Here is a 12297-nt window from a genome sequence, read left to right on the forward strand (position 1 = left end):
ACGGCGCTGTAATGCGGCGGAATGCGCAGCAAATACGGCAAGTTTCATTTGGAAATTCTGCCATGCCGCCGGTCATCGGCATCTGGTGGAACTGTTGGACCGCGCAACTGCCCTGGCGCGGTCCAACGCTTTTTCGGCAAATGGTTTAGGTTTGCGACCCGTTTTGGCGCAAGGCTCCTTTCGACACGGTCTGCTGTCTTCTCGGAAAATTTACGGCTTTCAAATCATCCTCGCGCAAGTTTGCGTGCCTAGTTTCGGAGACTGCCATCCTTGGAAGGGCGCTTTCTGCGCCGTCCCGGCCAATGGCAAGATTCGGTGGGGGTGAATGCGGCGGTGAGCCATGCTTCCCGATACCGGAGAGGTAACGTGATCAATCTGGGCGCCATAACTTCGTCTGAGCCGCCTTTTGACAGGGAAATCCCGCGATGAGCATGACGCTTGCCCGCTATCTGAAGGATTTTTCAGCCCCGGAACCGCCGGCGCTCGTCCTGGATGACCTGGCGTTTGAGCCGTCCGGGCTCGATGATGACATGCCGATGCTGGGATTGCCGGAGCCGGATCCTGTCGATATCGAGCAGGAACGCCGTCAGGCCTATGAAGAGGGCTATGGGGCGGCGAGGCAGGAATTGATTGAAGCCCATGCGCGCGAAAGCGAAGCGATGGAGACGGCGCACCGTGAGGCCATGGCAGCGCTGGAGGAGCGGTACAATCAGATGCTGTCGCAGGCGATCCAGGCGGGCCTCACGAAAATTGCGTCCGCGCTGGCCGCTTCGGTGGGTGAGCAGGCGGTCGCTGCCCTGGCGCCGGTGGTGTCCGATCTGTTGACGGAAAAGGCGGTGGTGGATCTCGCCGCGCTCATCCGGTCAGCCATCCTCGAAGGGGAGGCCGGTCACGTCACCGTGCGCGGCCCGCGCCGTCTCTTCGAAATCCTGCAAGGCCTCCTGCCGGAGCAACAGGCGCTGCTGCGTCACATCGAAACCGAAGATCTCGATCTGTCGGTGGATATTGAAGAGACAGCGCTCGTCACCCGCATTTCCGCATGGACGGCCAGCCTGAAGAAAGTTCTGGAATGAGCGACGCCGAAAACCATCATCACGGCAAGAATGAGATCATCATCAAGCGGCATGCCGGCGGCGATCACGATGGCCATCACGGCGGCGCGTGGAAGATCGCCTATGCCGACTTCATGACGGCCATGATGGCGTTCTTTCTCGTCATGTGGCTGGTCAATGCCGCCAACGAACAGACCAAGGCGTCGGTGGCGAGCTATTTCAACCCGATCAAGCTTGCGGATGAAAAACCAACGGCCAAGGGCGTGAAAAAGCCAGTGGACCAGGCCGAGGGCGAAGAGCAGAAGGAACGCTCCAAGATCAAGGAGCAGGACGAGACCGTGGGCAAGGCCGCCGCGACCGGCGAGGACATGACCTCGACATCGGGCGACAAGCCGCTTTATTCCGAAGCCGATCTCTTTGAAAATCCCTATTCGGTTCTGGCGGAAATTGCCCAGGAGGTCGGTCAGCAGGCCAATGTCAGCGCCAAGGGCGAGGGCGGAGCAAACGATTCCGGTCCTTCAACCGGCGCTTCCGGCGGGGAAGCCTATCGAGACCCCTTCGATCCGGATTTCTGGAGCAAGCAGGTCAAGGCCCCGCAAAGCCAGCAGGCAAAGCAGCAGGACAATTCCGAGCCTGTGGCTGGTGCCGAGCAGCAGTCTCCGCCGCCATCTCCTTTCGAATTCAAGGCGGATGGCACGGTGCAGCGGGCAGAGACCGCCGAACCGCCGGTGCCCAGCGAGCAGCAGGTGGCTATGGCCGTGCCGAAACCGAGGCCCGATACCCCGGCCTCGGCCAAGACGCAGGATAATCAGAGTGACGCCAAGGTCATGGATGCCAAGGCCACTGACGGGAGGGCCACCGACGGGAAGGCCACAGATGGCAAGTCTGAGGATGCAAGCCAGCAGCAGGCGACCCAGAAACAGGCGGATGCCCTGAAGAGCGAGATCGAGGCCAGCATTTCCGGCGTTGCCGGCAAGCTGGCGGAAGGGCTGATCGTAACCCCCGCCGAAGGCGGTTTGCTGGTGACGCTGACGGATCAGAGCAACCAGCCGATGTTCGATATCGGATCGGCATTGCCGCGTCGCGAAATGGTGCTGACCATGGAAAAGATCGGCAAGTTGCTGGCCGAACGCAAGGGTGCGGTGATCATTCGCGGTCACACCGATGGCAGGCCCTATCGCGGTGCGGACAAGGACAATTGGGGCCTGTCGATGTCGCGCGCCCATGCCGCCTATTACATGCTGGTGCGGGGCGGGCTGGACGAAAGCCGGATCAAGCAGGTCTCCGGTTTTGCCGATCGCAGGCTGCTGAAGCCTGAAGATCCGCTGGCCGACGCCAATCGCCGTATTGAAATCCTCATACAGGGCGGCGAAGGATAAGCCATGCGTTCTGGCCGTGATCTCATTCATCGGGCTTTGCTGTTGCTGGCGCTTGCCGGCACGGCCTCTGTTGCCGAGGCGCAGGAAGATGAGCGCCTGCCGCCCTACCTGATGATGCGTTCGCTTGAATATGTGCAGGATCTGGTGGTGCAGGGCGATCATTCCGCCAGCGAAATGCAGCGCTTCGTGCTGTCGCGGCTGGACAAGCGGCTGCGCAATGCCACCGCCGATACCTTCGAGGACCCGCGCAATGTCGATGCGGCCTTGCTCTATGCCATGAGCGGCGGCAATCCCGCCACGCTGGACTATCTGGTGGCGCGCGACATCAATGGTCATTTCGACAACCGTGTCACCGATGTGCTGCGCAAATATCTCGCCGGCAAGGGCGTGCTGATGATGGGCTCCATCGCCGATCTGTTGCCGGTGTATAAAAACAGCCGTCTTGCTCCCTATCTGGCGCTGGTGGCGGGCAATGTCACCATTGCCAAGGATCCGGCCAAGGCGTTGAACTATTACGATTGGGCACGGCTGACGGCGCCCGGCACCATTGTCGAGGAGGCGGCGCTGCGCCGTTCGCTGTCGATTGCGCTGGATACCGGCAAGATCGAACCTGCGCTGGGCTATGCCAACCGCTATGCGCGCCGCTTTCTCTATTCGCCCTATGCCAGCCAGTTCGTAGACCTCTTTGTCCAGCTCGTCGTCGATCATGACGACAAGCTGGACCAGACGGCCGTACTGGAAACCGTTGCCGCCATGGATTCGGCCCGGCAAAAGGAAGTCTATCTGCGGATCGCCCGCAAGGCCGCAATTGGCGGTAAGGTTGCATTGGCGGCCCAGGCGGCGGACCGTGCCAATCAGTTGAGCGGCCTGCCGGGTGGAGGAGATCCGCAGGCTCTGCTCTATGGCGGCGTGGCAAGGCTGCCCACCGAGGACGTTCAAAACGCCCTGAACAGCATGGCGAGCCTTCCTGAGGATCAATTGAACCAGTCCGACCGGGCCTTGCTGAACGCGGCACGCGCCATTGCGCAGGAAATCGTGCGCCTGCCCACCGCACCACCCGTTGCCGCCAATGAAGCGCCGCCGCCCACCATGGCCGTGACGCCATCCGACAGCCTGCAGCAACAGGATCCGGCCGGCAAAGCTGTCTCCGCGCCTGTTCAGCCCGTAGCACCGGCCTCGCAGCAGGCCGCTGAGGCGATGCCGCAAAAGACCGATCCCAGCGATGCCGCCTTCAGCGGCTTCGTCAGTGACGGCAGGGCAAAGCTTGAGGCAATCGATAAACTTCTGAAAGGGGAGGGGGTAAACTGATGGGGAATGCAATTTCGATCGGCTCTGCGTCCAGTCTTGCGGCGGCCACTTATGCCGCCTCCCGCAACCCTGATAAAACCACAGAGGATGACGGTTTTCTGTCGGCCCTGCGCCAGTCGCAAACGGCAAGCGACCGCACTCATGAAACCGATGACGACGATCCGAAGAGCGTGCGCGCCGAGACCGACGACGACAGCGGCGACAGTGATGACGCCCAGGCCACCGCTTCGGATCGGGATGTCGCGCCCACGAAGAGCGACACCGGCAAGGTAAGCCGGAAAGACGACGATACGACGGATAGCAACGACCAGAACGGCTCGGCCAGCACTGAGGATGATCAGGCCGATACCGCCGCATCGGCGTCCGCCTCCGATACCACCGGGACGGCTTCGGGCACGGATTCCGTCGAGGTCGTGCAAAAACTGATTACCCGGGCAGCCATCGCCGACGATCTGCTCCAGAAGGATCTGGCCAGCCAGGATGGGGTTCAGACGGAGCAGCCGGCTGGCGCTCAGACCGTGGCCGTGCCGCAGCAGACAGGCGCTGAGGATTCCACCCAGAACATTGCCAAGACCCAGGCCAGCCAGTTGGCGACCTTGACCAATGCCATCGCGGCGCCTCAGGTTGGAGCGGAAGCAACGACCGCGACAGTGCAGCAGACCGTAACGGCTGCCAGTGGCGATCTCGCCGGTGTTGGAGACAAGGACAAGGCGGCGGCGACGCAGGATGATGCAGCGACGGCCACCTCGGCGAATACCCAGGATGCACTTTCGCTTCTGACAGAGCTTTCGGCGCCTCCGCAGGCGCTAGCCGCCCAGACGGCCAATAGCCAGACCGTCACGGTGCAGGCAAATCAGACACTGCCAAACCAGACCCTGGCCACGGTCTCCAAGGTCGCGCAGACAACGACGGCAGGGACTGAGACCGATGCTGCATCCACAACGGAGAGCGCATCGGGCGACAGCGCCGCGGATGCGCTGAGCCTTGTGTCAGCGTCAAAGACCAGCACCCTGGATGCGGCAACGGATAGTTCCACCACCAGCCTCAGCGACACCACGCTGCTGGATGACGGCTCATCCTCCATCAATCTCGCCGTCTTGAGCTCACAGCGGCTGATTGCGCCTGAAAATACCAGCAATGGCGCACGGATTGCCGCCGCATTGCTGGGGGATAGCCACCAGACGTCCACCGCCAGAACGGATGCCACCCATGCCCTGGCCTCCGAGACGGCTACGGACCGCACCTTGAACACGCTGAAGATCAAGATGACCCCGGAAAGCCTCGGCACGGTCACAGCCACGATGAAGCTGACGGGGGGCCAGTTGAGCGTCAGCCTCGTGGTGGAAACGGCAGCCGCCTATCGTCAATTGCACGAGGATCAGAGCGATATCGTCAACACGCTGAAATCCCAGGGCTTCTCGGTGGATCAGGTGCAGATCAGCCTGGCGCCTGTGGATCGCAGCAGTGACAGCAGCCAGACCAACAACCAGAATCAGAATCAAAACCAGTCAAGCGGCCAGCAGACCATGCAGGGCGGCTCTTCGGGGCAGAATGGCAGCCGCAATGCCCAGCAGCAGGGCGCGGCCTATGATTGGACAACGGGAGGAAGGCTGGATGACGTTGTCTCCGGTGAGACGGGCAGCGCGAGCGGCAGCAGCACTGGCATCTCTTCTGATCTTTACCTGTGAGAGGGCTGAGGCCTCTGCCCCTGCGGGCAGCTGCGAGCGTGAAATCCGCATCGCAGCCGCCAAATATGGCATTCCGGAAGGCATTCTCTACTCTGTCGGCCTGACGGAAACCGGGCGAAAGGGATCGCTGCAGCCCTTCGCGCTCAATGTCGAGGGCAAGGCGCTGTTTGCCGATAATATGGGCGAGGCCATGCAGCTCTTCCAGAAGGCGAAGCAGGGCGGGGCAAAGCTCATCGATGTCGGCTGCATGCAGATCAATCACTATTTCCATGGCGAGGCCTTTCAGAGCGTGGAGGATATGTTCGAGCCGCATCGCAATGTCGACTACGCCGCACGCTTCCTGCTGGCACTGCACCAGCGTCATGAAACCTGGACCATGGCGGTCGCCAGATACCATGCCGGGCCCAATAACAATCCGGCCCAGAAGCAATATGTCTGCCGGGTGATCGCCAATCTGGTGGCGACAGGCTATGGAAACTGGACGCCGACCGCCTGGAATTTCTGTCAATAAATACAACCTATAGTTTATTTACCGCCGCGCTATCGCCCGATTTAGAATGTGCGCAACATCGGATCCGTAGCGGCGAAGGCAAGACGTGACCTCGCCTTGCGTTAACTTTTTCCACGGAAAATTTGTGGGTCTTTCGGGCTGTGAACACTATATCTAGTGCAAATCAGCTCATCATGGTTAATCAACTATTAATACCTATCATTAACTTTCAGTAGTTGTCGCTGACTCCTCCGATTCGTACCCATGGGTTGTTGAAACACCACACTGATTCGGAGGCGGACGAATGATCGTAGTGGTTGATGAGCGCGAGCTCGTTAAAGATGGGTACACGTCCTTGTTTGGACGCGAAGGCATACCTTCGACCGGGTTCGACCCGGCCGAATTCGGAGAATGGGTCGCTTCGGCGGCCGAACAGGACATTGCGGCGGTCGAGGCTTTCCTGCTGGGGCAGGGAGATCGGAACGGGGACCTGCCGCGCGCAATCCGGGACCGCACGACGGCCCCGGTGATTGCCGTGTCCGACCAGCCGTCGCTTGAGGCGACGCTGGCGCTGTTCGACAGCGGCGTGGATGATGTGGTGCGCAAGCCCGTACATCCGCGGGAAATCCTGGCGCGGGCAGCGGCCATCCGCCGTCGCCTGAAGGCCATTGCCAACTATACCGAGATCGGCCCCATCCGGGTTTTCTCCGATGGCCGGGATCCGGAAATCAACGGTGACGTCTTCCCGCTGCCGCGCCGCGAGCGCCGCATTCTGGAATATCTCGTCGCCAACCGTGGACGGCGCGTGTCGAAGACCCAGATCTTCAACGCGATCTACGGCATCTTCGACGAGGAAGTCGAAGAGAATGTGGTGGAAAGCCACATCAGCAAGCTCAGGAAGAAACTGCGCAAGAAGCTGGGCTTCGACCCGGTCGATTCCAAGCGCTTCCTCGGCTACTGCATCGACTGGAACTAACGACGAATTGCCATGGGCCTGAAGGATTTTCAGGCCCTTTGCGTCTCCGGTCGGCCCGCAGGCCCATGAACCTGAAAGCGTTGAGAAGACGTAAAGGTTTAAAGCCCCGGGCCGCGGAAAGCGGTGAGGCAGTCGCTCTGGTGCTGCCTGGTGATGAAAAAGCTGCCGCGTGAGGCACATTTCTTTCAGGCTTGCTTATGAGCCAGCTTCACGCAAGGCCCACCCCCTAATCTCCAAAGAACGAATTACAAGAGGACATGTTATGAGCCTTACTGGTAGCATGAATGCGGCCGTGTCTGGTCTGAAGGCCCAATCCGCGAAATTGAGTTCGGTGAGCGATAACGTCTCCAACTCTTCGACGACCGGCTATAAGCGCAGCGAAACCGAATTTTCCAGCATGGTTACGGCCGGTGAAGGCAGTGGTGTTTCCTCTACCACGACCTATACGATTTCCGAGGAAGGCTCCTACGAATCGACCTCTTCCGATACCGATCTGGCCATCAATGGCGACGGCTTCTTCGTGGTGCAGGACGAGTCCGGCAACGTCTTCCTGACCCGCGCCGGTGATTTCACCGTCGACGAGAATGGCTATCTGGTGAACTCCGCCGGCTATACGCTGCTGGGTTATTCCTACGAGAATGGCGAGCCCGCCTCGGTCATCAACGGCTTCGATGGTCTTGAACCCGTGAAGGTCACGGATACTTCGGTCTCGGCATCGGCCAGTACCTCTGGCGAACTCACGGGTAACCTCGATTCCGGCGCCACGGCCGTCACCGGCGACACGGCGAGTGCGAACTCCGCGACGAGCGAATACACCTACAAGACCTCCATCATTGCCTATGACAATGCTGGTAACTCCATTCAGTACGACATCTACTTTACGAAGACCTCCGACAACGAGTGGGAAGTCTCCGCCTACCGGACCGATGAAGCGACGGACGAGACGAGCTTCCCCTATTCCGGCGGCCTGCTGGGTTCGACGACCATTACCTTCGATTCGAGCACCAACGAACTCGATTCGTCCAGCTCCACGACCCTGTCCTTCACCGACAGCTCCGTCGATCCGACGCTGTCGCTCGATCTCGATCTGTCGTCGCTGACGCAAACCGGTGCGGATTCCTCCATCGGCGGCGATGTGAACGGTGCGGCTGCCGCCTCGGTGTCCAGCGTCGATATCGATTCGGATGGCAATATCGTCGCGACCTACAGCGATGGCAGCACCAGCAATCTCTACAAGATCGCGCTCGCCACCGTTCCGAGCCCGGATAACCTGACCACGGTGGACGGCACGGCCTACCAGGTGAATGCTGCATCCGGCACGGTCGTCGTCGGCTTTGCCAATACCGGCAGTTTCGGCTCGATCGAAACCAACACGCTGGAATCCTCCAACGTCGATCTGGCCGACGAACTCACGCAGATGATCGTGGCGCAGCGGTCCTACACGGCAAACTCCAAGGTCTTCCAGACCGCATCGGAAATGCTCGATACGCTGACCGAACTGAAGCGCTGATCCAATTGAAGTAGGGGCCTAGTCATGTCGCTTTCGTCGACCCTCAATACGGCAAAGAATGCCTTGAGCAACACCAGCATGCAGTCGCAGGTGCTGTCCAAGAACATTGCCAACTCTCAGACGGAGGGTTACGTCCGGCGAGATGCCTCTACGGTGACAAGCAGCACGGGCGCGACGATTCTTTCGACGTCGCGCTCGACAGACAGCGTCATGCAGAAGCAGATGCTGTCTGCCCAGTCCCAGGCCGAAGGCCAGGATACGCTGAATACGGGACTGACCAATCTCAAGGCGCTTCTCGGCGGCAATGATTACGAACTTGCGCCCTCTACCTACCTGACGAAACTGCGGGATTCGCTGCAATCCTACGCCACGAAGCCGGGCGAACTCTCTCTTGGCCAGACGGCGGTCAGCAATGCCCAGGATCTCGCCAACTCGCTCAACACCACGTCTGAAGGTGTACAGGCGGTGCGCGCGCAGGCCGACGCCAACATCAAGACGGATGTGGCGAAGCTGAACGACCTGCTTTCGCAGTTCAAGACCGTCAACGATGCGGTCGTCCAGGCAACGGTAACGGGCGCCAATGCCAATGATGCGCTGGACCAGCGCGACAAACTGCTGTCGGATATTTCCAAGATCGTCGGCATTTCCACGACGACGCGCGACAACAACGACATGGCCGTCTATACCAGTGACGGCACGGTTCTCTTCGAAACGCAGCCGCGCAGCGTCACCTTCACCGCCACCAGCGGCTACGGTGCCACGAGCACCGGAAATCCCGTCTATATCGACGGGGTCCCGCTCAAGGCCGGCTCCGGCGGCAATACGAGCGCGCAAGGCTCGCTGCAGGCCAATCTGCAGATCCGCGACGTTGTCGCGCCGAAGATGCAGGATCAGCTTGATGAAACGGCGCGCTCGCTGATCAGCATGTTTTCCGAGACCACGGATAGTTCCGGCAGCGATCCGGCGCCGGGCCTGTTTGTCTGGAGCGATACGGTCACCCCGGATGACGGTGTGCTGCAGCCGGGCATTGCCGAGACCATTTCGGTGAATACCGCCTATGTCACCTCGGAAGGCGGCACGCCGACCTTGCTGCGCGACGGCGGCTATAACGGCTCCTCTTACAAGTGGAACACCAATGATGACAGCGGCTATTCGACGCTGCTGCAATCCTATGTCGATAAGTTCGACGACAAGATGAATTACGACAGCGCGGCTGATCTGGGCGACAGCTCGACGGTGCTGGATTACGCTTCGGCTTCGAACGGCTGGCTGGAAGCCTACCGCTCCACCTCGGACTCGGCCAATGAGAACAAGGCCGCGCTTTCCCAGCGCGCCACGGAAGCCTACCAGAACAAGACCGGCGTCAATCTGGACGAGGAACTGTCGCGGCTTCTGGATATCGAGCAGTCCTACAAGGCCTCGACGAAACTGATCACGGCAGTGGACGACATGCTGAAGTCATTGATGGACGCGGTGTAAGACCATGAAAACATCCAATATCTCCAGTCTCACCATTCAGAATGCGATGCGCCTGACCATCTCGGACGCGCAGAGCCAGATGGTGGAAGCGCAGAAGGAAGTCACCACTGGCCAATATGCCGATGTCGGCACGGCCATTGGCGGCCAGGCGTCCAGCGCCATCAACCTGAACCGGGATTCGCTCAGGCTGCAATCGCTCATGGACACCAATTCGCTGGTAACGCAGCGGCTGGATTCCTCGCAGAACGCCCTGGACCAGATTGCATCTGCTGCCCAGACATTGCAGGAAACCTTCGTGGCGCTCGGCAACAATACCGATGCCACCACGCTGACCACGGCAAAGCAGACGGCAACGAGCGCGCTGGATACCTTCACCGACATGGCGAACACCTCGTCCAACGGCGAATATCTCTTCTCGGGCATCAATACCGATGTGCAGCCGCTGACGTCCTATACGGCATTGGACAGCAATGGCGATGCGTCTGCCGCCAAGCAGGCCTTCGACGCCGCCTTCCAGTCCCGTTTCGGGATGTCGCCCAGCGATGACGCGGTCAGCACCATCAGCGCCGATGACATTACGGATTTTCTGGAGAATACTCTGGAACCGATGTATACTGGGAGCGATTGGCAGGACAACTGGTCCAAGGCTACCGACGATACGATGACGAGCCGGATCAGCAAGAGCGAAGTGATCCAGAGTTCATCCAGCGCCAATGCCGATGGCTTCCGGTACATGGCGCTGGCATCGGTTATCGGTGTCGAGCTGATCAACGCCAATTTTTCGACCGAAGCCAGAACTGCTCTGACCAGCAAGGCGATCGAATACACAGGCAAGGCGATTTCGGGCATCAATGACGAGCGCACCCAGCTGGGTCTGTCGCAGGAACGGGTGACCAACGCGAATGATTCATTGTCGGCGCAGAAGGACATTATCGAGACGCAGTTGAACGATCTGGTGGGCGTGGATGCCTATGAGGCATCGACCCGTCTCAACAATCTGCAGTCTCTGGTCGAGACGTCTTATACGCTGACTTCACGGCTCCAGAAATTGAGCCTCGTAGATTACCTTTGATGATCAAGGGTTTGTGGGAGTGAAGGAAATCTAGATGTACCAGTTTTCCTACAATGAGATCATGGAGGACGGCGTCGCAGACGCCAAGGAGCGCGAGCGCCAGGTCCTCGATCGATCAATCGACCTTCTGATGCGGGCACGCGATGCCGAGCGCTATGGGAGGGACGCCATTGAGGCTATCTATTACACACGGCGGGTGTGGGTCCGCTTCATCGAGGACCTCAAGCAGCCCGACAACCAGCTCGGGGACGAGCTGCGCGCCAATCTCATCTCAATCGCCATCTGGATCCTGAAGGAATGCGACCGCATCCGAAAGCGGCAATCCGACAACTTCCAGGGCATTATCGACGTAACCACCATCATCAGGGATGGACTTAAATGAAGAGCACCTTGCGAATCTCGCTCAAATCCGGGGAAAGAATCTTTATCAATGGCGCGGTTCTGCGTGTTGACCGGAAGGTTGCCCTTGAATTCCTGAATGACGTGACCTTCCTTCTGGAAAACCATGTTCTTCAGCCGGAAGACGCCAATACGCCGCTGAAGCAGCTCTACTTCATCGCGCAGATGATCCTCATCAATCCGGAGGGCAAGGAACAGACGCTTGCCATGTTCCGCAAGTCGATCGTCATGCTGCTCAATTGCTTCCAGAACGAGGAAGTGCTGGCCGAGCTGAAGCGGATCGACGGCATGGTGGTGTCCGGCCGCGCCTTCGACGCGCTGAAGGCCATCCGGGCACTGTATCCGGTCGAGGACCGTATTCTCAACAGCCAGGAGATCGAGCCTGCGATGATCGAGCAGATCCGCAAGGAAATCGCGCCATGGCGGTAGACAGCGTTTCAAGTTCGACCTCGACGACCTACACCAATCCCTGGGCGAACGCGTCTTCCTCCTCGGATTCCTCCGATGCATCCATGGATTACGACAGCTTCCTGCAGTTGCTGATCGCGCAGATGCAGAACCAGGATCCGACCGATCCCATGGACGCCTCCGAGCAGGTGGCGCAGTTGGCGACCTTCTCGCAGGTCGAACAGGCGATCCAGACCAACACGCTTCTGAAGAGCATGCTGGTTTCGGAAGCGCTGACCAAGGCAGGCGATCTCGTCGGCACCAGCGTCACCAGTTCCGATGGCGAGACCACCGGCACGGTCTCTTCGGTCCAGGTCAACGACGATTCCGTGGTGCTGACGACCAGCGATGGCAACACTGTCGATCTGCAGACCGGCGTGGAGTTCTCAAGCGGCTCATAAGGCCCGCTTTGAAAAAGCACGGTCTTTGGGTTAAGAGTTTGCCAAGAACGGCGGCGGTGATTCACCGCCCCGTTTGTCTTTTTGGTGAAGCCGGTT

General features: G+C 59.6%; 12 protein-coding genes. All 12 read left to right on the forward strand.

Annotation, left to right across the window (positions count from 1 at the left end; genetic code table 11):
- Positions 1–425 precede the first annotated feature (425 nt).
- The gene (locus QO005_RS16605) at positions 426–1073 is read left to right on the forward strand and encodes a hypothetical protein (RefSeq protein ID WP_307159180.1); all 648 of its coding nucleotides are present in this window, start codon (positions 426–428) and stop codon (positions 1071–1073) included.
- Positions 1070–2431 carry a MotB family protein gene (locus tag QO005_RS16610; RefSeq protein ID WP_307159181.1) on the forward strand — a complete coding sequence of 454 codons (1362 nt, stop codon included), beginning with the start codon at positions 1070–1072 and terminating at the stop codon, positions 2429–2431. Before QO005_RS16605 ends, QO005_RS16610 begins: the two co-directional genes overlap by 4 nt.
- Before the next feature lie 3 nt (positions 2432–2434).
- Positions 2435–3739: a chemotaxis protein MotC gene (motC, locus tag QO005_RS16615; RefSeq protein ID WP_307159182.1), complete on the forward strand. Its 1305-nt coding sequence runs from the start codon at positions 2435–2437 to the stop codon at positions 3737–3739.
- Positions 3739–5427, forward strand: coding sequence for a flagellar hook-length control protein FliK (gene fliK, locus QO005_RS16620; protein ID WP_307159183.1), 1689 nt, complete (start codon positions 3739–3741; stop codon positions 5425–5427). The genes motC and fliK overlap by 1 nt, the downstream gene beginning before the upstream one ends.
- Positions 5354–5938 carry a transglycosylase SLT domain-containing protein gene (locus QO005_RS16625; protein ID WP_307159184.1) on the forward strand — a complete coding sequence of 195 codons (585 nt, stop codon included), beginning with the start codon at positions 5354–5356 and terminating at the stop codon, positions 5936–5938. Before fliK ends, QO005_RS16625 begins: the two co-directional genes overlap by 74 nt.
- 283 nt (positions 5939–6221) lie before the next feature.
- Positions 6222–6893, forward strand: a complete 672-nt coding sequence (gene rem / locus QO005_RS16630) for a transcriptional activator Rem (RefSeq protein ID WP_307159185.1) — start codon at positions 6222–6224, stop codon at positions 6891–6893.
- A gap of 262 nt (positions 6894–7155) precedes the next feature.
- Positions 7156–8403, forward strand: coding sequence for a flagellar hook protein FlgE (locus QO005_RS16635; RefSeq protein WP_307159186.1), 1248 nt, complete (start codon positions 7156–7158; stop codon positions 8401–8403).
- Positions 8404–8427: 24 nt separating this feature from the next.
- Positions 8428–9882: a flagellar hook-associated protein FlgK gene (gene flgK, locus QO005_RS16640; protein ID WP_307159187.1), complete on the forward strand. Its 1455-nt coding sequence runs from the start codon at positions 8428–8430 to the stop codon at positions 9880–9882.
- A gap of 4 nt (positions 9883–9886) precedes the next feature.
- Entirely contained in the window at positions 9887–10954 is a 1068-nt protein-coding gene (locus QO005_RS16645) for a flagellar hook-associated family protein (protein ID WP_307159188.1), read from the forward strand.
- Between the two features lie 34 nt (positions 10955–10988).
- Entirely contained in the window at positions 10989–11336 is a 348-nt protein-coding gene (flaF, locus tag QO005_RS16650; RefSeq protein ID WP_307159189.1) for a flagellar biosynthesis regulator FlaF, read from the forward strand.
- Complete coding sequence (gene flbT / locus QO005_RS16655; RefSeq protein ID WP_307159190.1) at positions 11333–11782, forward strand: flagellar biosynthesis repressor FlbT; 450 nt, start codon at positions 11333–11335, stop codon at positions 11780–11782. The genes flaF and flbT overlap by 4 nt, the downstream gene beginning before the upstream one ends.
- Positions 11773–12201 carry a flagellar hook assembly protein FlgD gene (gene flgD, locus QO005_RS16660; protein ID WP_307159191.1) on the forward strand — a complete coding sequence of 143 codons (429 nt, stop codon included), beginning with the start codon at positions 11773–11775 and terminating at the stop codon, positions 12199–12201. Before flbT ends, flgD begins: the two co-directional genes overlap by 10 nt.
- The last annotated feature ends 96 nt before the right edge of the window (positions 12202–12297 follow it).

The sequence above is a fragment of the Allorhizobium paknamense genome (assembly GCF_030815125.1).
Lineage (GTDB): Bacteria > Pseudomonadota > Alphaproteobacteria > Rhizobiales > Rhizobiaceae > Allorhizobium > Allorhizobium paknamense.